This window comes from Microthrixaceae bacterium, assembly GCA_023957975.1.
GTDB lineage: Bacteria > Actinomycetota > Acidimicrobiia > Acidimicrobiales > Microtrichaceae > JAMLGM01.
Genome location: JAMLGM010000003.1, coordinates 403,983 through 428,556, shown reverse-complemented (window position 1 = coordinate 428,556; position 24,574 = coordinate 403,983). Strand labels below are relative to the sequence as shown.

The 24,574-nt window shown below is 66.6% G+C and carries 20 protein-coding genes and 1 other RNA gene; 10 read left to right on the top strand and 11 right to left on the bottom strand.

The genetic code is table 11. The features are described 5' to 3' along the window. Nucleotides 1–99: 99 nt before the first annotated feature. The 5 genes from M9952_06905 to M9952_06885 form a co-directional block, all read right to left on the bottom strand. On the bottom strand, nt 100–843 hold the full coding sequence (locus M9952_06905; GenBank protein ID MCO5312652.1) for an ABC transporter ATP-binding protein: 744 nt from the start codon (nt 841–843) through the stop codon (nt 100–102). Next, nucleotides 840–1,655: an ABC transporter ATP-binding protein gene (locus M9952_06900; GenBank protein MCO5312651.1), complete on the bottom strand. Its 816-nt coding sequence runs from the start codon at nt 1,653–1,655 to the stop codon at nt 840–842. Before M9952_06900 ends, M9952_06905 begins: the two co-directional genes overlap by 4 nt. Continuing rightward, a complete protein-coding gene (locus tag M9952_06895) occupies nt 1,642–2,640 on the bottom strand; it encodes a branched-chain amino acid ABC transporter permease (GenBank protein MCO5312650.1) in 999 nt (332 codons plus the stop codon). Before M9952_06895 ends, M9952_06900 begins: the two co-directional genes overlap by 14 nt. Then, a complete protein-coding gene (locus tag M9952_06890) occupies nt 2,637–4,007 on the bottom strand; it encodes a branched-chain amino acid ABC transporter permease (GenBank protein ID MCO5312649.1) in 1,371 nt (456 codons plus the stop codon). Before M9952_06890 ends, M9952_06895 begins: the two co-directional genes overlap by 4 nt. A gap of 122 nt (nt 4,008–4,129) precedes the next feature. Further along, the gene (locus M9952_06885; GenBank protein ID MCO5312648.1) at nt 4,130–4,873 is read right to left on the bottom strand and encodes an NUDIX domain-containing protein; all 744 of its coding nucleotides are present in this window, start codon (nt 4,871–4,873) and stop codon (nt 4,130–4,132) included. 438 nt (nt 4,874–5,311) lie between these two features. Here M9952_06885 and M9952_06880 point away from each other — a divergent pair, with 438 nt between their 5' ends. Beyond that, nucleotides 5,312–7,789 carry a ribonucleoside-diphosphate reductase subunit alpha gene (locus M9952_06880; protein ID MCO5312647.1) on the top strand — a complete coding sequence of 826 codons (2,478 nt, stop codon included), beginning with the start codon at nt 5,312–5,314 and terminating at the stop codon, nt 7,787–7,789. Between the two features lie 75 nt (nt 7,790–7,864). After that, nucleotides 7,865–8,959, top strand: coding sequence for a ribonucleotide-diphosphate reductase subunit beta (locus tag M9952_06875; protein ID MCO5312646.1), 1,095 nt, complete (start codon nt 7,865–7,867; stop codon nt 8,957–8,959). A 13-nt stretch (nt 8,960–8,972) separates the two neighbouring features. Here the strand turns inward: M9952_06875 and M9952_06870 are convergent, their stop codons facing one another. Further along, nucleotides 8,973–10,019 carry a Gfo/Idh/MocA family oxidoreductase gene (locus M9952_06870; GenBank protein ID MCO5312645.1) on the bottom strand — a complete coding sequence of 349 codons (1,047 nt, stop codon included), beginning with the start codon at nt 10,017–10,019 and terminating at the stop codon, nt 8,973–8,975. Nucleotides 10,020–10,111: 92 nt separating this feature from the next. Between M9952_06870 and M9952_06865 the strand changes: the two genes are divergently transcribed. The 5 genes from M9952_06865 (at nt 10,112) to M9952_06845 (ending at nt 16,883) form a co-directional block, all read left to right on the top strand. Further along, on the top strand, nt 10,112–12,223 hold the full coding sequence (locus M9952_06865; GenBank protein MCO5312644.1) for a transglycosylase domain-containing protein: 2,112 nt from the start codon (nt 10,112–10,114) through the stop codon (nt 12,221–12,223). 110 nt (nt 12,224–12,333) lie between these two features. Next, nucleotides 12,334–13,047 carry a C4-type zinc ribbon domain-containing protein gene (locus tag M9952_06860; GenBank protein ID MCO5312643.1) on the top strand — a complete coding sequence of 238 codons (714 nt, stop codon included), beginning with the start codon at nt 12,334–12,336 and terminating at the stop codon, nt 13,045–13,047. Nucleotides 13,048–13,053: 6 nt separating this feature from the next. Next, entirely contained in the window at nt 13,054–13,557 is a 504-nt protein-coding gene (locus M9952_06855) for a hypothetical protein (protein MCO5312642.1), read from the top strand. Between the two features lie 41 nt (nt 13,558–13,598). After that, nucleotides 13,599–14,198, top strand: coding sequence for a histidine phosphatase family protein (locus tag M9952_06850; GenBank protein ID MCO5312641.1), 600 nt, complete (start codon nt 13,599–13,601; stop codon nt 14,196–14,198). A 171-nt stretch (nt 14,199–14,369) separates the two neighbouring features. Further along, nucleotides 14,370–16,883 carry an EAL domain-containing protein gene (locus M9952_06845; GenBank protein MCO5312640.1) on the top strand — a complete coding sequence of 838 codons (2,514 nt, stop codon included), beginning with the start codon at nt 14,370–14,372 and terminating at the stop codon, nt 16,881–16,883. Nucleotides 16,884–16,942: 59 nt separating this feature from the next. On the opposite strand, the gene rnpB is transcribed toward M9952_06845, so the two are convergent. From rnpB to M9952_06825, 4 genes are all read right to left on the bottom strand, one after another. Continuing rightward, an RNA gene (gene rnpB, locus M9952_06840) (RNase P RNA component class A) lies at nt 16,943–17,314 on the bottom strand. A gap of 35 nt (nt 17,315–17,349) precedes the next feature. Further along, entirely contained in the window at nt 17,350–18,846 is a 1,497-nt protein-coding gene (locus tag M9952_06835) for an FGGY-family carbohydrate kinase (GenBank protein ID MCO5312639.1), read from the bottom strand. 1 nt (nt 18,847) lies between these two features. After that, nucleotides 18,848–19,279 carry a hypothetical protein gene (locus M9952_06830; GenBank protein ID MCO5312638.1) on the bottom strand — a complete coding sequence of 144 codons (432 nt, stop codon included), beginning with the start codon at nt 19,277–19,279 and terminating at the stop codon, nt 18,848–18,850. Nucleotides 19,280–19,349: 70 nt separating this feature from the next. After that, the gene (locus M9952_06825; protein MCO5312637.1) at nt 19,350–21,032 is read right to left on the bottom strand and encodes a glycerol-3-phosphate dehydrogenase/oxidase; all 1,683 of its coding nucleotides are present in this window, start codon (nt 21,030–21,032) and stop codon (nt 19,350–19,352) included. A gap of 174 nt (nt 21,033–21,206) precedes the next feature. Here M9952_06825 and M9952_06820 point away from each other — a divergent pair, with 174 nt between their 5' ends. Together M9952_06820 and trpD are read left to right on the top strand one after the other, a co-directional pair. Next, the gene (locus M9952_06820; GenBank protein ID MCO5312636.1) at nt 21,207–21,461 is read left to right on the top strand and encodes a WhiB family transcriptional regulator; all 255 of its coding nucleotides are present in this window, start codon (nt 21,207–21,209) and stop codon (nt 21,459–21,461) included. After that, a complete protein-coding gene (gene trpD, locus M9952_06815; protein MCO5312635.1) occupies nt 21,461–22,516 on the top strand; it encodes an anthranilate phosphoribosyltransferase in 1,056 nt (351 codons plus the stop codon). The genes M9952_06820 and trpD overlap by 1 nt, the downstream gene beginning before the upstream one ends. 19 nt (nt 22,517–22,535) lie before the next feature. Here trpD and M9952_06810 read toward each other — a convergent pair whose 3' ends face one another. Continuing rightward, nucleotides 22,536–24,221, bottom strand: a complete 1,686-nt coding sequence (locus M9952_06810) for an exonuclease domain-containing protein (protein ID MCO5312634.1) — start codon at nt 24,219–24,221, stop codon at nt 22,536–22,538. A 79-nt stretch (nt 24,222–24,300) separates the two neighbouring features. Between M9952_06810 and M9952_06805 the strand changes: the two genes are divergently transcribed. Next, the gene (locus M9952_06805) at nt 24,301–24,573 is read left to right on the top strand and encodes a hypothetical protein (protein ID MCO5312633.1); all 273 of its coding nucleotides are present in this window, start codon (nt 24,301–24,303) and stop codon (nt 24,571–24,573) included. The last annotated feature ends 1 nt before the right edge of the window (nt 24,574 follow it).

Sequence of the window (24,574 nt, the reverse complement as noted above, 5' to 3'; positions counted from 1 at the left end):
TGCCGGGGTCCCCCCCCGCGTTAATACCCAAAAACACGGCCGGTACAGGGCTAGCGGGCAGGAGGGCTGCCGGAGGGCTGCAGGGCAGGCGGGAGCGGGCTAGCGGGCGCGGGCGAGTGAGCCGAGGTACAACTCGATGACCATCGGGTCGTGCAACAGTTCCGGCCCCGAACCGCTGTAGGCCACGGACCCCTGATCGAGCACGTAGCCGCGGTGGCAGATGCGAAGCGCCTTGTGGGCGTTCTGTTCGACGATGAGCACCGAAACGCCCTGCGCATTGATGGCGCCAACCCGTTCGAACACCTCGTCCTGCATCGACGGTGACAACCCCGCGGAGGGCTCGTCGAGCAGCAACAGCGAAGGCTCCATCATGAGGGCGCGCCCCATGGCGAGGACCTGTCGCTGGCCACCCGACAGCGATTCGGCGCGCTGATGGCGACGTTCGCCCAGGACGGGGAACAGTTCGAAGATCTCGTCTCGCCGGCGATGGAACTCACCCGGGCGCAGGAACACGCCCATGCGCAGGTTCTCCTCGACGTTGAGGGTGCCGAAGACGTTGCGGACCTGGGGGACATAGCCCACGCCGCGGCTGACGAGTTCGTGGCCCGGCGCCCCGGTGATCTCGTCGCCGTTGAGGCGAACCGTTCCCGACCGGATGGGCACGAGTCCGAAAATCGCCTTGACGAGCGTCGACTTGCCGGCGCCGTTGGGGCCGATGATGCACACCATCTCGCCGGTATCGACGTGCATCGTCGCCCCGCGGAGGATGTCGACCCCGGGCACATACCCGGCGATGAGGTTGGTGATCTCCACGACCCGCTGCGGTGTCGGTGCATTCGTCACGGCTGTTGCCTCGGTCGTTCGGCGGACATGTCGCGCAGGTCGTCGCTCGAGCCGCCGAGGTAGGCGTGGACCACCTGTTCGTTGGCGGCGACCTCGGCCGCGGTGCCGTCCGCGATGATGCGTCCCTCGGCCATGCACACGACCCGATCGGACACGGCGGACACGACGTCCATGTCGTGTTCGACGAAGAGCACCGTCACCCCTTGGGCGGGAAGGGAGCCGATTTTGTCGAGCAACGATTCGCGCAATGCCGGGTTCACGCCGGCCATCGGCTCGTCCAACATGAGCAGCTTCGGCTCGGCCATCGTCGCCCGTGCAAGGTCCAACAGTTTGCGCTGGCCACCCGACAGGGTGCCGGCGAGGTCGTCGGCCTTGGCGCCGAGCCCGACCCACTCGACGAGTTCACGCGCCCGCTGGCCGAGGTCGCGGTCCTGTTCGGCCCACAGCTTCGGCACCAGCGATGCGAAAAGTCGCTCGCCCTTCTGGTTCTGCGCTCCGAGTCGGACGTTGTCGGCCACGCTGAGTCGCGGAAAGACGCGTGCCGCTTGGAAGGTGCGCACCATCCCCGACCTGGCGATCTGATAGGCGGCCTTGTCCGAGAGGTTCTGGCCGTCGAAAACCCAACTGCCCGCATCGCAGCGCTCAAAGCCGGTCAAGACGTTGAACAACGTGGTCTTGCCGGCTCCGTTGGGTCCGATGAGCGCGACGATCGTCCCGGCCGCGACTTCGAAATGGTCGACGTCGACGGCCTTGAGCCCCCCGTAGGCCCGTTCGATGCCATCCGCGCGAAGGAGCGGGTCAGTGGTTGACAATTCTCGCCTCCTCCGCGTTTCCGAACAGTCCCTGAGGCCGGAAGATCAACAACAGCACGATCGTGAACCCGACGAGCACGTAGCGGATCGCCCCGGCGTCGTTCGCCTCGATGATCCACCAGCCGTCGCGTCCCAGCGCCTGGGTGAGGATCGAGTTGAAGGCCGCGATGACGAACCAGAACACCATCGCGCCCACGGGTGGACCGAGGATGGACGCAACGCCACCGAGGATCACGACCAGGTACCAGTTGAACGTCGTCTGCGCCAAGAAGAAGTCCGGTTTCACCGTCCCGCCGTCGAACATGAAGATGACACCGGCTACGCCGCCGATGACCGACCCGATGACGAATGCCTGGAGCTTGACCGCGAACACGTTCTTGCCGAGCGACCGGGTGGCGTCCTCGTCCTCGCGAACCGCCTTGAGGACGCGCCCCCACGGGCTGCGCGTCCACGAGCGGACCAACAGCGATGCGGCGATCACCAACGTCCAGCCGATCAACAGCGTGAAGAGGCGGTTCTGGTTGAACGTGATGCTGCCGATGCCATATCGGCCCTCGGGAATCGGGTTGATGTCGTAGAGCTCATCGGCGATGTGGTTGATGCCGATCGGGCCGCCCGTCACGTCTTGAACCAGCCGCGAGTTCACGAGGACCCGGACGATCTCCGCGACCGAGATGGTGGCGATGGCGAGGTAGTCGGCGCGCAACCGCAGGGTCGGCAACCCCATGAGCAACCCGAGCAGGCCTGCGCACACCACGCCGATCAGGATGCCGAGCCACAGCGACCCTCCCTGATCGACGGTGATGGCGGCGCCGTAGGCGCCCACGAGGGCCGAGGCGATGTGGCCGAAGTTCATGAGCCCGGCGTAGCCGAACTGCACGTTGAGCCCGACGGCCGCGAGCGCGTAGTACGCGGCCTGTGGGCCGATGGCCTCGCGTATACCGTCGATGAGTGCGCTTGCCAGGTTCACGCCGAGCATGGTCATGCCGTCCTCGCCTTGACTCCGAAGATGCCCTGCGGCCGGGTCAACAACACGACCACCAAGGTCGCGAGGGCCACGACCACCTTGAGGTCGGCGTCGAGCCACAACGTCGACAGGTCGCTGACGATCCCGACGATGAGGCCGCCGACCATCGCCCCGAAGGAGGTGCCGAGGCCGCCGAGCAGCACGGCCGCGAACATGACGAGCAGCACGCGTTGGCCCATCGTGTAGCCGACCGATTCCGAGGAGCCCAGCATCACCCCGGCGAGCCCGGCGAGCGCCCCCGACAGTACCCACACGACGAGGATGACCTTGAGGTCGTCGATCCCCGAGGCGATCGACAGGTCGCGGTTGTCCGAAACGGCCCGGACTGCGGTACCCATGCGGGAGTTGCGCAGGAACAGCCCCACGGCGATGAGCGCGGCGAGGGCGATGGCGCTGACGATCAGGTCCTTGGGGCGCATGGCCAACGGGCCCAACTCGAGGGTCGGTGGCTGCGCCGCATATTGGGAGTACTGCTTGGTGCTCGATCCGTACACGACGCTGTAGAGGTAGCGGATCGCGAAGGCGAGGCCGATCGACACCACCATCTGGCTGAAGATCGGCATGCCCCGTTTGCGCAGCGGTCGATACACGCCCAGTTCCATACCGGCGCCGAACCCTGCCGAGGCCACGACGGCGACGAGGCCTGCCACCAGCAGCGGCCACCCCAATCCACCGGCGTTGGAGTTGAGGTACCAGGCGACGATCGCTCCGAAGGTGAGCATCTCGCCGTGCGCGAAGTTCGTGAGGCCGGTCGTGCCGAAGATCAGCGACAGCCCGACGGCTCCGAGTGCGATGACCAGCCCGAAGCGGGTGCCGCTGACGAGCAGGTTGAGGACCCGGGTGAAGGTGCCGTCGCCGCCGGCCCCGCCCGATCCGCCGGTGGTTTCGTCTCCGGAAGCGAGGCGGAACACCACGGCCTTCGTGCCGGTGGCCCGCACGGTCGGGGTGAGTTCGGTGCGCGCTCCGGAGGCGAAGGCCACCCCGTCGGGAAAGGTGGATTCATCGAGGGAGACCGTGTAGGTGGCGGCTCCGGGAACCTCCACCGATGCGGACCCGGACTCGTCGGTCGCCGATCGCCCGACCTCGACACCGTCGAGCGCGACGACCAACTCGACCCCTTCGACCGGCTCACCGCCGGCTTTCAGCGTGGTCGACACGCGCGGGAGTGTTGTTGCGGCGGTGGTCGTGGTGGTGGAGGTCGTGGTCGTGGCGTCGGGTGCAGTCTGGGCCGCGGCTGAGGGCAGGGCCGTTGCGAGCGTCGCCCCGAGCGCGACGACCGCCACGAGCAGTGCGCCTGCCAGCGCGACGATTCGCCGGAGAACCATCGGAGTTCTGCTGTGTCGGTGTTTCGGGGAGTCGAATCGTGCTCGACGGCTCCGGGCCATGGGGTGGCAGTTTATGAACACGGCGCGGTCGCGTGTCGGATGTGTCCGCACCTGCTGTGGCCTCAACCCCGCTGCATGGGTTCGGGGTCGGTCGTGCGTTCGTAGCGCCACCCGGCGGGATCGAGCCAGAGCCGATGGCGACCTCCCTCGGCGGTCGGGTCGCCGGTGCCGTAGCCGACGTCGCCGTGGTAGAGGGCGACGATGTGTTCGTCGACTTCTGCGACCTGGGTCGCGTAGGACTCGACGACCCAGCCGGTCATCGCGTCGCGCAGTTCGGTGACGGTGCGATAGCGGGCGAGCTGGAGCAACGTGATGAAGGTGGGTGGTGCCAGTTCGATGTTGTGGTCGTCGTGTTCGGACAGCACCCGAGTCGGGGTCGCCCATCGGTGATCGCGGATCTCGCCATCGTCGATCGTCACGGCGCCCCGCGGTGCCTCTGCGATGAAGAAGGCCGTGCTGAAGCGCTTGTGGGCCTGCAACGGCGGGGTCCAGTGGCTGAATCGCTTGAGGCGCAGCGGGTCGAGGGTGAGGCCGGCCTCCTCGGCGGCCTCCCGGGAGGCGGCGCGGCGCTCGGCGATCGAGAGGTTGGTCGGCTGATCGGCGAGGTAGTCGTCGGGGTCGACCCGCCCGCCTGGAAAGACCCAGAGCCCACCGGCGAAGTCCAACTTCGAGTTGCGCTTCAGCATGAGGATCTCGGGTTCCTCCTCGACGGTCGTTCGCACGAGGACCACCGTCGCCGCAGCGACCGCCTCCGGGCCGTTCTCTCCGGCTCGTCCCATCCGTTGGAGTGCTTCACGTTCGCCCATGGGTTCGAGTCTGCCAGAGCGGGTTCCACCGTGGGGCGGAGGAGGTCGGATCCTGTCGCGGACTGCGTCGCCCAGAACCGCGCGCCCAGAACCGCGCGGACGGCGTGGGACGCCGGCCGGAGCGGCTTCGCGGAGCCCGCTGTCACGGTTCCGACACGTCGCCGACATCTCCACCGAGGGAGTTGTCATTTGAACTTTCGGCACTTCGACCGGCAATACGTTGGTCGAAACGGCGAATTATCGGGGGTGTTGCGCGGACGTGTTTGGGATCCACCGCCGCCGTTGACACGGGTGTAGTTTCAAGGCTGTAATTAGTAGTCCTGCCCGGCGCCAGGGACGCCGCCGGCAGCGAGAAGACCCCGCGGGTTTGCTTTGGCGACCCCGCGAGCAGGTCACAGCGTACGTCCGAACCCGATTCCGACCCAAAGGTGCAGCGAAGTGGCACTCCACGAAGACACCCGACCAACCCTCGTAACCGAGGAAGAGCACGCCACCGGGGCGGCGCCGACGCAGATGCGCGTGTTGAAACGCGACGGCTCGCTCGAGGCCGTGGATCTCAACAAGATCGTCAAGGCGATCGGGCGGTGCGCCACCAACCTCGACGGCTCCGTGCTCGAGGGCGTCGACGTGATGCGGGTCGCCACCCGAACCATCTCCGGGCTCCACCCCAAATCCAGCACCAGCGATCTCGACGAGTTGTCGATCCGCACCGCCGCGGCGCTCATCAGCGAGGAGCCGAACTATTCCAAGTTGGCCGCCCGCCTGCTCGACACCGTCATCGACAAAGAGGTGCGCAACGGCGACGTCCATTCGTTCAGCCAGTCGGTGGCCCTCGGCTACGAACAGGGCGTCATCGGCGCCGAGACCGCACAGCTCGTCGCCGCCAACGCCCGCAAGCTCAACGACGCGATCATCAACGAGCGCAACTGGCTCTATGAGTTCTTCGGCCTGCGCACGGTCTATGACCGCTACCTGTTGCGCCACCCCGAAACCCGCAACGTCATCGAGACCCCGCAGTACTTCCTCATGCGCGTCGCCTGTGGCCTGTCGACCAACCCGGAAGATGCGATCGAGTTCTACGAACTCATCTCGAGCCTCGAATATCTCCCGAGCTCGCCGACGCTGTTCAACTCGGGTACCCAGCACCCCCAGATGTCGAGCTGCTACCTGCTCGACTCGCCGGCCGACAGCCTCGATGGCATCTACAAGCGCTATCACGACGTCGCCCGACTCTCGAAGCATGCGGGCGGCATCGGCCTGAGCTACAGCCGCATCCGTGCCAAGGGGTCGCTCATCCGCGGCACCAACGGATTGTCGAACGGCATCGTGCCGTGGCTCAAGACCCTCGACGCCTCGGTCGCCGCGGTCAACCAGGGTGGTCGTCGCAAGGGCGCGGCGTGCGTGTATCTCGAGACCTGGCACGCCGACATCGAGCAGTTCCTCGAACTCAAGGACAACACCGGCGACGTCAGCCTCCGCACCCGCAACCTGAACCTCGCCAACTGGATCCCCGACATCTTCATGGAGCGGGTTGAAAAAGACTGGCAGTGGTCGCTGTTCGACCCGAAGAAGGTGCCCCACCTCGTCGACCTCTACGGCGACGAGTTCACCCAAGCCTACCTCGAGGCCGAATCGGCGGGGCTCGCCGAAAAGAAGGTGAGCGCCCGCGACGTCTACCACCGGATGATGCGCACGCTTGCAGAGACCGGCAACGGTTGGATGACCTTCAAAGACGCGTCGAACGCCAAGTCGAACCAGACCGGTCGTCCCGAAAACGTCATCCACCTGTCGAACCTGTGCACCGAGATCCTCGAGGTGACCAACGATGCCGAAACCGCGGTCTGCAACCTCGGCTCGCTCAACCTGGGCAAGTTCGTCGTCGAGGCCGACGACGGTTTGCGTCTGGTCGACTACCGGCGCATCGCCGAGGTCGTGCGCCTCGCCGTTCGCTATCTCGACCGGGTCGTCGACATCAACTTCTATCCGACCGACGAGGCCGGCAACTCCAACGCCAAGTGGCGTCCGGTCGGACTCGGCATGATGGGACTCCAGGACGTCTTCTTCAAGATGCGCCTGCCCTTCGACAGCCCCGAGGCCCGCGAGATCTCCGCACGCATCTCCGAGGAGATCTACTTCAACGCCCTGTGGGCCTCCACCGAACTCGCCGAGGCCCACGGTCCTCACGCCAACTTCGACGAGACCCGTGCCGCCCGCGGCGACCTGCAGATGGACCTGTGGGGTGTGGCTCCGAGCGACCCGGAGCGCTGGCAGGTGCTGCGCGATCGCATCGCCACCCATGGCCTGCGCAACTCGTTGCTCGTCGCCATCGCCCCGACCGCCACGATCGCATCGATCGCCGGGTGCTATGAGTGCATCGAACCCCAGGTCTCCAACCTGTTCAAGCGCGAGACCCTGTCGGGTGAGTTCCTGCAGATCAACAGCTATCTCGTGCGAGACCTCCAGGCGCACGGCCTGTGGACCGAGCCGATCGTGGCCGCCATCAAACGGGCTGAAGGTTCGGTGCAAGACATCGAGGAGATCCCCGCCGACCTGCGTGCGATCTACCGCACGGCGTGGGAAATCCCGATGCGCTCCCTCATCGACATGGCCGCCGACCGGGGCCCCTACATCGACCAGAGCCAGTCGCTCAACCTGTTCGTCGAGTCGCCGACCATCGGCAAGCTGTCCTCGATGTATGTCCACGCATGGAAGAAGGGGCTCAAGACCACCTACTACCTGCGCTCACGTCCGGCGACGCGGATCAAGCAGACGACGACGGCCCACACCGCGACCGCTGCGCCGACCCCGCCGACCCCTCCCAACGGTGGCGGCGAGGCCGCGGTGAAGAGCTTCACCGACGAAGAAGCCCTCGCCTGCAGCCTCGAGAACCCCGAGTCCTGCGAGGCCTGCCAGTAGGCGGCCCAGCCCGTTCGCCCCGTTCGCCCCGTTCGTCAATACGTCGTTCCAAACCTCTTTCCCCCTGGAGTCATCGTGGCCCTCACCAACAACGCACTCGAAGAATTCCCGGAGTTCGGTTTCGCCCCCGAGGCCGAACCCGCAGCGCCGCTCACCGAAGGTCGTGCCGCCAACATCTTGGATCCCGGTTTCGACCTCACCCTGCGGCCCATGCGCTATCCCGAGTTCTACGAGATGTACCGCGACGCCATCCGCAACACCTGGACCGTCGAGGAGGTCAACCTCTCCGACGACCTTTCCGACCTGCACAACCGGCTGCTGCCCGCCGAGCGCCACCTGGTGAATCGCATCGTCGCGTTCTTCGCCACCGGCGACTCGATCGTGTCGAACAACCTGGTTCTGAACCTCTACAAACACATCAACTCGCCCGAGGCCCGCATGTTCCTCTCGCGGCAGTTGTACGAAGAGGCGCTGCACGTGCAGTTCTATCTCACGCTGCTCGACACCTACATCCCCGAACAGTCCGAGCGCGCCGCGGCGTTCGCGGCGGTCGACAACATCGCGTCGATCCGCACCAAGGCCGAGTTCTGCAAGCGGTGGATCGGCTCCATCGAATCCCTCGACGAGCTGCACTCCGACGAGGACCGCAAGAAGTTCCTCCTCAACCTCATCTGCTTCGCCGCCTGCATCGAAGGGCTGTTCTTCTTCGGGGCGTTCGCGTACGTCTATTTCCTGCGCTCCAAGGGCCTGCTCAACGGCCTGGCGTCGGGCACCAATTGGGTGTTTCGCGACGAGTCCGGTCACATGAACTTCGCGTTCGCTGTCATCGAGCAGGTGCGCGCCGAACAGCCGCATCTGTTCGACGAGGATCTCGCAGCGCGGGTCACCGAGATGATCACCGAAGCCGTCGACTGCGAGACCCAGTTCGCCGAGGACGTGTTGAGCCAGGGCGTCGCCGGCATGAGCGTCGCCGATACCCGCCAGTACCTCGAGTACGTGGCCGATCAGCGCCTCGCGGTGTTGCACCTGCCGAAGGTGTTCGGTTCGAAGAACCCGTTCACGTTCATGGAACTCCAAGACGTCCAGGAGCTGACGAACTTCTTCGAACGCACGACCAGCTCCTATCAGGTCGGCATCGAGGGCGACATCGCCTTCGACGAGGACTTCTGATCCTCGGGGCCTCTCAGCCCTTCCAGAGCTGCATCGGCGTGAGGTTCCGTGGGCCCGGAAATGGCAGCGGAACCTCCGCCGACTCCTGCCCAGCGGAGGCGTACGCGGCGCAGATCATGTCCAACACGCTGCGTCCGAACCCGACGGGTGCCACGCGGCCGCCGCGCCCCTTCACCACTCCGACGAACCCATCGAGTTGGGGCTGATACCCGTAGTCGAAGACCCGGGCGTCGACGTCGGATCCGGACGGCACCGCCGAGGCGAGTGGAACCGGCTCGCCGTTGAACTCCACCGCCAGGTTCGGCTGGAACTCCACGCGCACGACACCGTCGGATGCGGCGGCCTGCGCGGACCAGTCGACCACCTCGCCACCCCAGGCCACGTCCACCGCGGCGATGAGGTCCGAGGCGAAGCGCACCTCGACCCGGGCGGTGTCATCGGCGCCGTCGGCGCGGCTCGAGTCAAGCTTGGCGCGCAGCGCGACGGGTTCCTCGCCGGCGAGCACCATGAGCACCGCCAGCGCGTGGGGCCCGAGGTCGAACAACGCTCCGCCGACGGTGAGGTCGTCGGCGAAATGGCCCCAGTCGGGGGTCGGTTGCACGGTGCGCACGCTGAGGTGTTCGAGCGGGCCCAGGGTCGCCCGCTTCGCAGCCGCGAGATCGAGCGCCGGTGCGAACAGCAGGTTTTCTGCATAACAGGCCGCAACGCCGTTGCGCTGAGCAGCGTCGACGATGGCGTCCGCTTCGGCCAGGGTGCAGGCGAGCGGCTTTTCCACCAGTACCGGCACTCCGCGTTCGAGCATCGCCACCGCGATGTCCGCGTGGCTCGTCGGCGGGGTGGCCACCACCACCGCATCGGCGGCGGCGGGAAGCTCCTCAATGCCGACCCCCTCGCCGCCGACGAGTTCGGCGAACGCACGCGCCGACTCGAGCGAACGCGTCGCCACCGCCGGAATCGTGATCCCCGGCACGGCGGCTGCGGCCAGGGTGTGCACCTGTCCCGCCCAGCCGGCACCGGCGAGCGCCACTTTGATGGTCGAGGTCGTTGGGGGAGTGGCCACGGTCGATCTCCGAGCCCGGTGCGCCGGGTCGCCGTGTGGACCCTCAGGTATCGCAGAACGGGTTTGAGGGCGGAAAGTAGCATGTCGACGCAGTGGACTCCGTCGACCTACATCCCCCACGACGGGCTGACACCCGCATCATCGCATTCGGGCTCCGCCTGCTGACGGTTTTCGGCGGCGGCGGCGCAGCCGTCGCGCTCGTCATCGCGCTGATCGCCGGGGTGACGTCGAACGTGTCGAGCGTCGTGCCGAGCGTCAACCAGGACGAGGTGCTGCTCGCACCGCTCGCCGTGCGTTCGATCATCTACGACTCGGCAGGAAACGAGATGGCGTACCTGTATGCCGAACAGGATCGCCAGGAAGTCGAGCTCTCGGAGGTGCCCGAGGAGCTGAAGCTGGCCGTGCTCGGAACCGAGGATGCCGACTTCTACCACCACAACGGCGTCAGCGTGCGGGCGCTGGCCCGAGCCTTCTCGGCGAACGTCGAATCGGGGGCGACCGGGCAGGGCGGCTCGACGATCACCCAGCAGCTCGCGAAGATCTCGCTCGGCAACACCGACAAGACGCTCAAACGCAAGGCGCAGGACGCCGTGTTGGCCCTGCGTCTCGAGGAGCAGATGACCAAGGACCAGATCCTTGAGCGCTACCTCAACACCGTCTATCTCGGTCACGGGGCCTACGGCGTTCAGGCCGCGGCGGAGACCTATTTCAACGCGTCCGTGGGCGACCTCGGCTGGAGCGAGTCGATCCTGCTCGCCGGCATGATCCAGTCGCCGTACCGCTACGACCCGACCCGCGAGATCGGTCACGAACGGGCGCTTAAACGACGTGAGGTCGTGGTTGGCCAACTCCGGTCCAAGGGGATCATCACCGCGGAGATCGCCGAGGAGGTGCTGTCGACGCCGATCGCCACGGAGGTGTTCGAGCGCAGGGCGTCGGGGGAGTCCGACCAACTCGTCGGAGGCGGATACTTCTCCGAACAGGTCAAACAACAACTACTGTCGATGCCCGAGCTCGGCGAGACCCGCCAGGACCGATACAACGCCGTGTTCAGCGGCGGCCTGCGCGTCTACGCGACCTATGACCCCAAGGCCCAGCGCATGGCGGAAGAAGCGGTGAAGGAGGTGCCCGACTCGAAGGGTAAATACTTCACCGGTCTGGTGTCGCTCGATCCCGACACCAGTGCCGTGCGCGCCATGGTCGGCGGCCCGGATTTCGAGACCTCCCAGTTCAACTACGTGACCCAGGCGTGGCGTCAGCCGGGTTCGACGTTCAAATACTTCGTGCTCGTCGCTGCGCTCGAACGTGGTTACGTGCCGAACGACATCATCTCGGGGGTTTCGCCGTGTCGGTTCCCCGACCCGAGCGCCCCGGGCGGAATCGCGAAGATCTCCGGAGGCGGAAAGACGGCCTCGCTCACCTCGCAGACGCAGAGCTCGTCGAACTGCGGCTTCGTCCGGCTGGGTCAGGTCGTCGGTCTCGACATCGTGTCCGAGGTCGCGGCCCGCATGGGCATCACCACGATCGACGCGGACTTCAACGAGGTTCCGATCACCGAGAACCCACCCATCAACCTGCCGCTGGGCACCCGCGAGGTTCACGCGGTCGACATGGCGGCCGCCTATGGCGCCGCCGAGAACGACGGGGTCTATCACGCGCCCTACTACATCGACCGGATCACCGATGCCCGAGGCGAGGTGCTCTATGAACACCTCGACCCTGGAAGTCGGGTCATGTCGTCGGACACCGCCAAACTCGTCACCGAGATCCTCGCCAAGAACGTGACCGGCGGAACGGGCAGGCGTGCGGCGATCAAGGGACAGGTGTCGGCCGGAAAGACCGGCACCACCCAGAACAACGCCGACGCCTGGTTCATCGGATACACCCCATATGCCGTCACCGCCGTGTGGCTGGGCAACCCGACCTCACAGGACGACATCGTCATCAACGGCCGCCGAATCCAGGGAGCGGACTACCCGTCGCGGGTCTGGGGTGCGTTCAACACCGCCTACCACCAGGATCTGGAATCGCGGGCGTTCCCGGAGGCGCCCGACACCCGCTCCGGCAAGTCGATCAAGTACCGCAACAAATACGACGACGGCCAACCGAAGGTCGCCGCCACGACGACCACGGTGCCGGGCGAGGCTCCCGCCGATCCCGGGGCCGCGGCAACTCCGGCCGCCAGCGCGCCGGACGCCAACTGAGCCAGGCGCCAACTGAGGTCGACCGCCAACGTCGGCGGCTCGCCGTGATCGCGTAGGGTTCCTCGACAGGTCGATGCCCGACCGGGCTCTGGTTCCCATGTGGAGGTCCCGTGGATTTCGAAGCGCTGCTCACACTCCAGACGTTGGACACGCGCCTGGATCAGTTGGAGTACCGACGCACCCACGACGAGACGATCGCCGCACGCGACCTTGCGCAGGCAGCGGTCATCGAGGCCCAGGCTCCGATCGAGGCCGCCGAGGCGCAGCGTCACACCGTCCAGCGGGAACTGAAGCGGTTTGAAGACGAGGCCGCGCTCACCGAGGACAAGATTTCCAAGCACGAGGCGACCCTGTACGGCGGGACGGTGACCGCCCACAAGGAACTCGAAGCCATACAGGCCGAGATCGCCATGTTGAAGAAGCGGTTGAGCGAGATCGAGGACCACGAGTTGGAGCAGATGGAACTGCTCGAACCGCTCGACGCTCAGATCGCCGAGCTCAGCGTTCAACGCGACGAACGCGCCGCGCTACTCGATACGGCTGAGCGGGCGGTCACCGTGGCGATGACCGAACTCGAGGTGGAGGTCGACGCTGCACGGGCCGAGCGTAGCGAGATCGCCGCCACGGTCGATCCTTCGCTGGTGGCCCGCTACGAGGACCTGCGCACGAGGCTCGGCGGTCAAGGCGCTGCGAGACTCGCGCCCGGCGGACGTTGTGAGGGGTGTCACCTGACCCTGCCGAGCGCCGAGTACTCCGACATCAAACGACGCCCGGCCGACGAGATCGTCCAATGTCCGGAATGCGATCGCATTCTGGTGCGCTGATCGGTCGTGCTGTTCTGGTTCGCGGCGACGAGCGTCGCCATCGTCTGGGTGGTGTTTCGCAGCCCTGCAGTCGACTACCGCATGGTCGCGCTGGGGTCGCTGATCGCGCTCGTCGAAACGCCGTTCGGGATGGGCCCGCTGCAATCGCTCACCGGATCGGTCGTGGCGATGATCGTGGTGATGGCACTGACCGTCGGGCGTCGCCTCGTGCGGCGCCGCTACCTCGGAATCCCCATCGGCATGTTCCTGCACCTGGTGCTGGGCGGTGCCTGGACGAACGCGAACGCGTTCTGGTGGCCGTTCGCCGGCTGGTCCTTCGGCGACGACCGCTCGCCGATCGTCGCCTGGGGAATCTGGTCGTTCATGTTGGAGCTGATCGGCATCATGGTGGCGCTGTGGCTCTGGAACGAGTTCGGCCTCGATGACCCCGACCGACGGCGGCGGTTCTGGAGCACCGGCCAGCTCGACCGCGCCTTTCTGCGCGAACGCGGCGCACGGATCGATGACTGAGGATCGATGATTGAGGGGGCAGGGATGACTGAGGGGCCACGATGATCTATCTCGTTCGACACGGACGCACCGCTTCGAATGCGTCGGGGCTCCTACTCGGCCACGCCAACCCGTCGCTCGACGATGTCGGCAGGTCGCAGGCGGCCGCGGTCGCCGTGTCACTGTCGGGCCCCGTCGGCGTCGAGTTGACCCGGGTGGTGTGCTCGCCACTGGCCCGAACCAGCCAAACGGCGGTCGAGATCGCCCGGGTCAGCGGCCTCGACGGCCCGGTCACCGACGAGCGGTTCATCGAGCTGGACTACGGCGACTGGGACGGGCGACCGATCTCGTCGGTCAGCGCGCAGGAGTGGGCGCGGTGGCGCAGCGATGCGCAGTTCGCCCCGCCCGGTGGCGAATCGCTGGTCGACCTGCACACGCGGGTGACCGCGGGGTTGGCGGACCTCCTCGAGGAGGCCCAGGACCACGACATCGCCATCGTGACTCACGTGTCGCCGATCAAGTCCGCGGTCGCGTGGGCACTCGGCGTCGACATCGCGGTGTCGTGGCGAATGTTCGTGCAGCCGGCGGCGGTCACGCGGATCGCGCTGCGGGGCGGTGTCGCGAGCCTGTATGGGTTCAACGACGTGTCGCACCTGTCCTGAAGCTGCCAGACACCGACCCAGACACCGACCCAGACACCGACGGCGTTGGCCGGAGCCCTCGGCCGGATCGGCTCCGCGAAACGCCCGCCGCGGCTCCGGGCGCGCGTGGGTCGAGCGATGTGTTCTGCACAAAACAGGTCAGGTCGGCCCCTGAACTACCGAAAGGTTGATGTGTCGATCTTTCAGCCGCGCATGCTCGATGCAGCACCAAGCATGTCGGAGCTCTGTCGCCTCGTGACGGACCTGCCCGACGGCGTGCTGTTGATGAGCCCGATCGGTGAGGTCCTCTGGGCCAACCATGCGGCCGAACAGATCTTTCAGATGACCTTCGGCGAAGCCATCGAACGCGGCATCACCGGTCTGGACCTGTTGCACCCCGACGACCTGGCATTGGCTCACGCCGCGATGACCTCGGTGCAGAACAAAGAGGTCGGCACCCCGATCGAAATGCGGGTCAAGACCCCGGACGGTTGGTGTCTGTGCGAAATGGTCGGAGCGACCAAGGACTACGGAATCGTGCTGGTGATCCGCGACATCACCTATCGACGTCGGTGGGAGATCGCCCATGACCAGGAGGCGAGATTTCGTGCGCTCGTCTCCAATTCCGATGTGCTGACCCTGCTCATGACTGCCGACGGTCTGATCGAGCAGAGTTCGGTCGTGGTCACCCGATTGCTGGGCCACGACCAGGAAACGATCGAAGGCATGCCCTTCGAGCAGATCGTGAGCGAGGAGGATCGTCCGGCGTGGCGGGAGCTCTTGCACTTCCTCGTGTCGGGACACGGCCACCCGGCCGAGTCGGAGAGCCTCGATCTCGAACTCCTCGCCGCGGACGGCCGTCACGTGCCCTTCCTCGTCACCGTGAAGAATCTGCTCGATGATCAGTCGGTCGCAGCGCTGGTGCTGAGCGGCCACGACATCTCCGATCGCGTCGCGGTCGAGCGTGCGCTTCGCGGCGCCAACTCGGTGCTCGCCGCCACCTTCGAATCCTCGGCGGACGGAATCTGCGTCACCAGCCCCGCCGGCGAGATCACCATGTGGAACCGGCGCTTTCTCGAGGTGTGGGGGTTCGACCGCGAGGTGCTCTACTCCTCGTCGCGCAAGGAACTCCTCAAACTGTTCACCTCCCAGCTCGCAGACCCCGACGAGTTCTTGACCTCGTTCAACGACCTGTCCGATCGACCCGACGCGGAACTCAGCGACGAGTTGCACTTCGCCGATGGGCGGCGCATCGAACGTATCACGGTGCCGCAGCGGGTCGACGGCGAGGTCGTCGGTCGCGTCTGGTGTTACCGGGACGTCACCGAGCGTCGCCAACTCCACGAACAGCTCACCCGCCAGGCCTTTCACGACTCGTTGACGGGTCTCGCCAACCGCACGCTGTTTCGCCAACGAGTCGAGCTGGCGATCGGTCGATTCCGGCCCGCGGACGCGCCCGTCGCGGTGCTGTTCATCGACCTCGACGACTTCAAGACCGTCAACGACAGCCTCGGGCACCTTGTCGGCGACGAGATGTTGATCTCGGTCAGCAACCGGCTGAACTCGTGTCTTCGCAGCACCGACACCGCGGCCCGCCTCGGCGGCGACGAGTTCGCCGTGCTCATCGAAGACCTTCACCAGCTCCGTGAGGCGACGATCGTGGCCGAACGGATCGTTGCGGTGCTCGACGAGCCGATGCTGATCGCTGGGCGTTGGGTGAGCGCCAGCGCGTCGATCGGGGTCGCCTACGGGGACCGCACGATGAGCGTCTCGGACCTGTTGCGAAACGCCGACCTCGCCATGTACACCGCCAAGAAACAGGGCAAGTCCTGCTATCGGGTCTACGAACCGGAGATGCACTCGGCGGCACTCGAGCGTCTCGAGGTGGAGGCCACCCTTCGCGGGGCCGCCGCCCGCGGTGAGCTGTTCGTGGAGTTTCAGCCCATTTACGACACCCGCAGCGGGGAGATGGTCGAAGCCGAGGCCCTCGTTCGATGGAACCATCCCGAACGAGGTCTGCTCGGCCCCGGGGCATTCATCCCCCAGGCCGAGTCGACGGGGGTCATCGAGGAGGTCGGCGAGTTCGTCTTGCGGGAATCGCTTCGATGGGTTCGCGAGTGGGGTCGCGACCTTGGCCTCGACGCGGTGCCGGCCGTGAACGTGAACCTGTCGCCTCGACAGTTGAACGACCCCCGGCTGCCGGAGCGTGTCTTCGCGGTGTTGTCCGAACTCGACCTGCCGGCATCGAAGCTGGTGCTGGAGATCACCGAGAGCGCCATCATGGGCGACCCCGAGCAGTCGCGTCGGATCCTGGAGCGGATCAGCGCGCTCGGTGTGCGCCTTGCGGTGGACGATTTCGGCACCGGGTACTCGTCGTTGGCGTACCTGCAGCAGTTTCCGATCGCCTTCTTGAAGATCGACGGCAGTTTCGTGCAACAGATGCTCGTGAACGAGGGGGCATCGATGGTGGAGGCGGTCACCCAGCTGGCGCACACGCTGGGCCTGACCCCGGTCGCCGAGGGTGTCGAGAGTGAGGCCCAGCTGCGCGAGGTCGTCAGGATCGGCGTCGACCTGGCACAGGGGTACCACCTGAGCCGACCCGTCAGCCCTGATGCGCTGTTCGCGCTGTTGAAGTCGCAGCGACGCTCCGACGCGCTCAGCTCGCTCACCCTGCTCAATCCGCCGACCCCGCTCGACTCGCTGTAGCGGCGGTACTTCGGGCGTTTCGGCCCGCCGACCCTGCCGGCCACGGCGAAGGTGTGGTGCTGGTGAGCCGCCCTGTAAGCGGGGTTCTGTTCCCCGGCGCCTCGCGGCATCCGGTTCGGTGACCATCCATCTGTGCAGCCCACCTGTGGGCGGCGCGGTTGCGCCGAGCGAGCAACTCAACCCACGACTTGGCCTTGCTCCGGATGGGGTTTACCGAGCCGCCACGGTCGCCCGCGACGCTGGTGCGCTCTTACCGCACCCTTTCACCCTCACCTGTGCCGGGCGAACCCGGCCATCGGCGGTCTGCTTTCTGTTGCACTGATCCGTGAGGTCGCCCCCACCTGGCTCTCGCCAGCATCCTGCTCTTCGGAGCCCCGACTTTCCTCAGGCGCGCCGATCGCTCGACGGCCCGCGGTCACCCGGGCAACTCACCAGCCCGAGGAGCTTAGGTCAGCGGGCTGGTGGCTCAGAAGTCGAGTGCCGACAGGTCCTCGTACCAGCCGCGTGCCCGGTCGATCGCCTTGGCCCACTGGCGCCGCATCGCCTCTCGGTCGAGGTCGGGGTCGGGCAACACGACGCTGCGCGGCTTGAACAGTCGGGTGCACGCTTCGGGCGAGGACCACACCCCGAGGGCGAGCCCGGCGAGCATCGCGGCCCCGATAGCGGTGGCATCGCGCACCGGACTCACCTCGACGGTGCGCCCGGTGATGTCGGCCACGAGCTGGACGAAGAGGTCGTTGTCGCTCATCGCCCCGTCGACCCGGATCACCTCGATGCGCGTGCCGCCGTCGTCCTCGGCGGCCTCGATGAGGTCGAGGGCTCGATGGGCGATACCTTCGAGCACCGCGCGCACCACCTGTGGTCGCCCGGTTCCGCGGGTCAGTCCGAGCAACGTGCCCCGTGCCCCGTAGTCCCAGTGCGGTGTCGCCAGACCGAGCTGGGCTGGCACATAGACGACGCCGTCAGTGCTCTCACACTGCGCCGCGACCGTCTCGCTGTCGGCAGAGGTCTCGATGAGGCGGAGATCGTCGCGCAACCACTGGACGTTGGTACCGCAGCTCAACATCACAGCCTCAAGGCCCCAGGTCTGCTCGCCGTCGAGCTGCCAGCAGATGATCGGAAAGGTGCCGCCCTCGGAACGGATGGCTTCGAGCGGGCGCTGCGAGCCGAGGCTGATGTCCAACATGGCGCCCGTGCCGAAGGTGAGCTTCGCGACCCCGAGTTCGAGCCCGCCCTGTCCGATGAGGCTCGCCTGCTGGTCGCCGGCGATGCCGCAGATCGGGATGCCTCGGCCGTCGCGGCCCGGGCCGAACACCGTGGCCCATGCCAACTCGCCGGAGGAATCGACGATCCGGGGGAGCGCGGACTCCGAGATGTCGACCAGTGCGAGCAGTTCCGGGTTCCAATCGACCCCGCTCAGCTCGCAGAACCCGGTGAGGGCCACGTTCGTCGGTTCGGTGATGTGGGCCGCCCCCTCGGTGAGCGACCACACGAGCCACGAGTCGGGAGTGCCGATGCACAGGTCGCGCTCGCGTTCGGGATCGACCGAGTTCCAGATGTTCGCGGCCTTGGTGATCGACTGATTCGGCGCGGTCCAGTGCCCGGCCGCCTGCAGTGCGAGGCAGTCGCCGATCGTGCGAAGGTCCTGCCAGCTCTGCGCCGGCGCGACGGGCACCCCGGTGTGGCGGTCCCACACGACGGTGGAGGCCCGCTGGTTCGAAATGCCGATCGCGTCGATCTCCGGGTCGGTGACCCCGGGTGTTTGCCGGTAATCCTCCAGGACATCGCGGGCCACAGAGATCGCCAACGCGTTGTAGGTGACGGCGTCGTATTCGACGATCCCGTCGAAGGGCGTGTCGGGGAGGAACTCCGCGAACCGTTCGACGACGATGGTCGCGGTTTCGTCGACGACTGCGGAGCGCACCCCGCTCGTGCCGATGTCGAGCACCAGGATCGCTGTCATGTCACCCCTCCGTTCTCGGCGGCGAGACCTTCTCGTTCACCCAGGCACCAAACATGCCGAACACCGCCATGAGCAGCGCCAACATGATCCATCCCAGCACGTTGGAGACCTCCTCGCCGACGATGGACCGTCGAATCGCCCCCACGATCTGAATGGCGATGGCGGCGAGGGCCGGAGCCACCGCGCCGTGTTGCAGCGCAAGTCGCGGCGCGAGCTTGGCTGCGGCGAACCCGCCGAGGGCGCCGCTGCCCATGATCGCCAGGTTGAGCAACAACATGAGCGAGTCGCCCTTGGATGCCCGATCCGTTTCGATGAGCCACCACTGCAACAGCGTGAGCGGCACGGCGAAGGTGGCGGTCGAAACCGCTGCCCGCCAGATCGTCGCCCAGTCGAGCGAACGGATCATCGAGATGGACAGGCCGGTGTCGGTCACGGCGAAGGATCCTCGTTGCAGGCCCGGACGGGGGACGTGTACGGGCGATGTATGGCTCCCAGTCTGCCCGTCAGCCGAGGGCGTGGGCCAACAACACCTCGGGGAGGCCGGCGGCGTCGCGCTCATGTGCCACCCCGGCGCGGAACTCGGCCGCGGAAGCCGCCGCAGCCTCGGCGTCCCACCCGAGATCCGCTGCGATGAGTTCGGCCACGTCGTCGGCGGCGGCGGCGCTGTCGTCTCGTGCCAACAGTCGGGCGCGGGTGCGGCGGCTCAACACGTCGTCGACCGTGCGAGCCATCTCGTGGCGGACCGCGAAAACGGCCTCGGCACGCACGTAGGGCAAGCCGCCCACGAGCGGCTCGCCGAGTTCGGGTTCGGCCTTGATGAGCCCCATCACCGCCCGGGCCTCCCCGCCGTAGCGGCGCGACAGGTGGTGTGCGACGTGGTCGGCGACGCCGTAACTCGCGGCGGCTTCGCTCACCGACTCGAAGCCGTCGGCCCCGCGCAGGCGGATCTTCTTGGTCCGGCACTTCCGTGCGCCCTCGGGGGCGCGGGCGCCGAGCACGTCGCGCACGACGACATCGACCGTGTCGTCGGCCATGTGGCGGTAGGTGGTGAGTTTGCCGCCGGTGATCGTCACGACCCCCGACTCGGCGAGGTGCACGTTGTGGCCTCGGCTGAGGTCGGCGGTGCGCCCCGACGATGCGGACTTCACGAGCGGGCGAAGTCCGGCCCACGAACCGACGATGTCGGCGGTGGTGACCGTGTTGACGTTGCTGCCGTTGATGGCCGACAGCAGATACGCGATGTCGTCGGGGGTGCACTGCGGATCGTCGAGTGGCCCGTCGTAATCGGTGTCGGTGGTGCCGACGTAGGTGAACTCGCCGTTGGGCACCACGAACACGGTGCGCTTGTCTCCGGGAACGGGGATGACCGCAGCGACCTCGTTCTGCACGAGATAGTGGGGGATGGCGATGTGCACCCCTTTGGCCGGCCGCATCGAGTCGGGGTCGGTGCCCTCGTCGAAGCACCGGACCTCGTCGGACCACACCCCGGCGGCGTTGACGACCGACGCCGTGTCGATCGTGAAATGTTCACCGTCTGCGCTCACCTCGACCCCGTCGACGAGGCCGAGCCGATTGTGGCGTAACCCCGCCACCTCGACTCCGTTGGCGACGACCGCGCCGAAATGCAGCGCCGCGGTGCGGGCGACGGTCAGGACCAGGCGGGCGTCATCCGCGGTGGCGTCGTAGTAGAGGTAGGCGCTGACGAGATTGTCGGCCGGCAGTGTCGGCATGTAGGCGAGCGCTTCGGCCTTGGTGAGCCGCTCGTGCAGCTTGCCGATCCGGAATCCGCCGGTCAGGTCGTACCCCCACATGGCTCCGCCCAGCAGTCGTGATGCTTTGGCCGGCAAGACGCCGCCCTCGCCGACCATCGGAATGAGAAATGGGAGGAGTTCGACGAGGTGTGGGGCGTTGTTCAACAGCGTCTGTCGTTCAGCGAGCGCCTCATAGACGAGCGCGACATCGCCCTGTTGGAGATAGCGCAATCCGCCGTGGATGAGTTTGGAGGATTTCGACGACGTGCCCGAGGCGAAGTCGTCGCGTTCAACCATGGCGACTTTGAGGCCTCGCGACGCAGCGTCGAGGGCGACGCCGGCGCCGGTGATGCCGCCACCGATGACCACGAGATCGAAGGACTCGTCTCGAAGTCGGGTCAGTGCGGTCGAGCGTTCGAACGATGCAAAACTCACGCACTCCATGCTAAACCCGGAAGTTACCGATCGGTAACCGGGTCGACTTTCCTCCCAAATGTGACCGATGTCACGTTGTTCTGTTGGTGGGAATCCGACCCGGGTTTTGGGGTGTTTTGAATCCTGAGAATCAATTGGACAGCGCACCGATACAACCGCGAGGATCGAAGGCCAATGGACAGAAACTGGGTTGGGCGAGCCGCGTGCAGCGGACTCGATCCCGCCGTCTTTTACCCACCCACCGATGACGAAGCCGTTGAGGCCAAGGCGATCTGCGAGCAGTGCCCCGTTCAGCAGGAATGCCTCGAGCATGCGATAGAACACCGTGAGAAGAACGGTGTGTGGGGTGGTGCGACCGAACGGGAGCGGTTGCGGATCATCCGTCGGCGACGTCGCCTCCGCTCTCAGACGGCGAGTATCGCTTCCTGATGACGGCCGGTGAGTTCCCGGGGTGGCCGGCACTGCTGGGCCATCTGGCGGATCACGAGGACCTTTCCGAACAACAGGCGCAGGCCGCGATGTCGCAGATCCTCGCCGGTTCCGCCACCGACGCCCAGATCGCAGCGTTCATCGTCGGACTTCGGATCAAGGGCGAGACCGCCGAGGAGATCCTCGGGCTGTCCGATGCCATGTTGGAGGTCGCGGCCCCGCTGAATCTGGCCGATGGCACCGTCGACATCGTTGGCACGGGCGGGTCCCACACGCTGCGAAACCGCGCCTTCAACGTCTCGACCATCTCGAGCATCGTCGCTGCGGCCGCCGGGGCGACGGTGTGTAAGCACGGCAACCGGAAGGCCTCCTCAACCTCTGGAAGCGTCGACGTTCTCGAACAGCTCGGCGTCGCGGTCGAACTCGACGGGCCAGGGGTCGAGCGTTGCATCGCCGAGGCGAACGTCGGATTCGCGTTTGCCCGGGTCTTTCACCCCGCGATGCGCTTCGTCGCCGGGGTGCGAAGCGAACTCGGCATCCCGACGGTGTTCAACATTCTCGGTCCGCTGTCGCACCCGGGTCGTGTCCGGCGGCAGTTGCTCGGCGTGGCGGACCGCTCGCGCATGGACATCGTCGCCGAGGTGTTGGCCGCCCGGGGCGTCGATCGGGCCCTTGTCGTGCACGGCCTCGACGGTCTCGACGAGATCACGACCACCGGTCACACGACCGTGATCGAGATCCGCGGTCACACCATCGAGCGCTATGACGTCACCCCGACCGATCTGGGTCTGCCCGTTCGCACGGTCGACGAGGTGGCGGTCGGCGATCCCGCTCAGAACGCCGCGGTCGCCCGCGACATGCTCGCAGGCAAGCCGGGTGCTCACCGCGAGATTGTCACGCTCAACGCCGGTGCCGCCCTGTACGTGAGCGATCTCGCAACCTCGATCGCCGAGGGGGTGGCCAAGGCCTCCGAGGCGCTCGACTCCGGGGCTGCGGCAGCGACGCTCGACCGGCTCGTCGCCGCGTCGCAGGCTGCCGCGTCGAACGCAGGCTGAACCTCGGTTCGCCCCAACCTCAGGCCGGCTGGCTCTGTTCGGGCTGGCTCTGTTCGGGCTGGCTCTGTTCGGGCGCTCGACCGGGTGAGGGGACCGGCGTCCGTGGCGATGCGAGATGGCCGTCCACCCGGAGTAGTCGGATCCGTTCGCCGTTACGTTCGAGCCACCGGCCGATCAGCAACACCTCGTCCGCCAGGTCGGCTCGCAGTGGGCGGTCGGCGTCGCCCGGTCCCGTCGGCATCGCTTCGGTGGCCCGTCCCGGATCGAGGCCGTCGATGCCCGCTCGCTGCGATGGCTCCCAAACCCGTTCGAGGAGTCCCCGGCGGACCAGAAACCGGTGCCCGTCGGGGGTTGCGAACTCGATGGTGCATCGCGCCATCGAGTCGAGGAGGCGTTGGCGTTCGACGGTGGAGGCGACGTCACCCAGATGATCCCGCGCCGCCGCGGCCGCTTCGAAGCGTTCCTCGGCTGCGAGTTCGCTCATGCGTTGTGTGAACGCATCGACCACGACCGTCGGGTCCTCGCAGAGGGTCGTCAGGTTGAGTTCGGCTTCGGCGACTCGATCGGCCACCTGCTCGACGGCGTGGACGAAGGATCGAGCGATGCGGCGGCTCGACAGCGGCCCGGCGACGACCCGGTCGTCGGGTTTGGGGGCGGCGGTGACGATGAGGCGCGGCTGGCGGCTCCCGGAGGGTGAGCGTCCGGCGGGCGAGCGTTCGGCGGGCGAGCGTCCGGCGGGCGAGCGTCCGGAGTCGACCTTCACATAGACCGACGAGCGCCAGCGGGTCCCGTCGCGGTTGTAAGCGGGTTCGAAATGGTGAATGAGGCGCATCTCCAACACCTCGGCCTCGAGCGTTGACGAGGTGGACTTGTGGTCGATGCGCTGGGTGTCGCGCAGGAGTGGGCCGATCTTGCGGCGGTCGTCCGATCCGAAATACGACCGCACGCGGGTTCGTAGGTTCGTCGCCTTGCCGACGTAGAGCACCCGGCCGTCCTCCGTGCGAAACAGATACACGCCGGGCGACCTCGGAAGTCGATCGGTGAGGTGCAGCTTCGCGACCTGTGGATGGTTGGCGAGCTTGGGGAGCGACCGCAGATCGTCGAGTCCGCGAACTCCGAGTGCCGCTGCTCGATCGATGACGATGTGTAGGAGTTCGGCGGTTGCGAGTGCGTCGTCGAGCGCTCGGTGGGTTGGCCGGTGCGACAGTCGGAAGTGTCTCGCAAGCGTGGAGAGCCGATGGTTCGTCACCTCGTCGCCGAACAGACGCCTCGACAGTGGGACCGTGTCGATCACCGGGTTGGTGAGCTCGTCGCGGCCGCTGCGTCGAAGTGCTGCCTGCAGAAACGACATGTCGAAGCGGGCGTTGTGGGCGACGAGGACCGAGTCGGCGATGAACTCGAGCAGTGTGGGCAACACCGCCTCGATCCTCGGTGCGGTAGTCACCATCGCTTGGGCGATCCCGGTGAGTACCGTCACCTGGGGTGGAATCAGGCGACCCGGGTTCACGAGGGTCTGAAACCTTGCGACCTCGGCGCCGGCGTGTACCTTCACCGCTCCGATCTCGGTGATGGTGTCGTGGTCGCAGCTCGTTCCGGTCGTTTCGAAATCGATGATGCAGAACGTGACCTCGTTCAGTGGTGTTCCGAGATCGTCGAAGCTGATCTGGCGAGGGGCCGCCACTGACGGAGAGCTGATCGGCGACATCGAACGACCGTTCTAGTGAACGCGTGTTCGCTTGTCAACGATTTCGGGGCGTGGCGCCGCACTCGGGTAGATTCGTCGCGTGACCTCGCCGGATTCGACAGACACAACCCGGGCACCCCGCCTTCCCGATATCGGTGTGCGGTACCGGTGTTCGCAATGCGGGAACCTCACTCGTTTCGACGTTGTGGCAACCCGCACGACCCGTGCATTTCACCATTACAGCGTCGGCGGTGAGCTACAGATCGAAGACGTCGAGGTGTTGTCGGAGACGATCGAGGACGTGTCATGTCGCTGGTGTGCAACGGGCGCGAACGTCGTGGAGCTCGGTGCGGTAACACCCTCCGATATCTGAA

What these genes read in the sequence shown, in the direction of transcription:
- M9952_06835 (MCO5312639.1), bottom strand. Translation starts at nt 18,846, where the DNA reads ATGACAGCGATCCTGGTGCTCGACATCGGCACGAGCGGGGTGCGCTCC.
- M9952_06810 (MCO5312634.1), bottom strand. Translation starts at nt 24,221, where the DNA reads ATGTCGCCGATCAGCTCTCCGTCAGTGGCGGCCCCTCGCCAGATCAGC.
- trpD (MCO5312635.1), top strand. Translation starts at nt 21,461, where the DNA reads ATGACGGCCGGTGAGTTCCCGGGGTGGCCGGCACTGCTGGGCCATCTG.
- M9952_06890 (MCO5312649.1), bottom strand. Translation starts at nt 4,007, where the DNA reads ATGGTTCTCCGGCGAATCGTCGCGCTGGCAGGCGCACTGCTCGTGGCG.
- M9952_06885 (MCO5312648.1), bottom strand. Translation starts at nt 4,873, where the DNA reads ATGGGCGAACGTGAAGCACTCCAACGGATGGGACGAGCCGGAGAGAAC.
- M9952_06820 (MCO5312636.1), top strand. Translation starts at nt 21,207, where the DNA reads ATGGACAGAAACTGGGTTGGGCGAGCCGCGTGCAGCGGACTCGATCCC.
- M9952_06895 (MCO5312650.1), bottom strand. Translation starts at nt 2,640, where the DNA reads ATGACCATGCTCGGCGTGAACCTGGCAAGCGCACTCATCGACGGTATA.
- M9952_06850 (MCO5312641.1), top strand. Translation starts at nt 13,599, where the DNA reads ATGATCTATCTCGTTCGACACGGACGCACCGCTTCGAATGCGTCGGGG.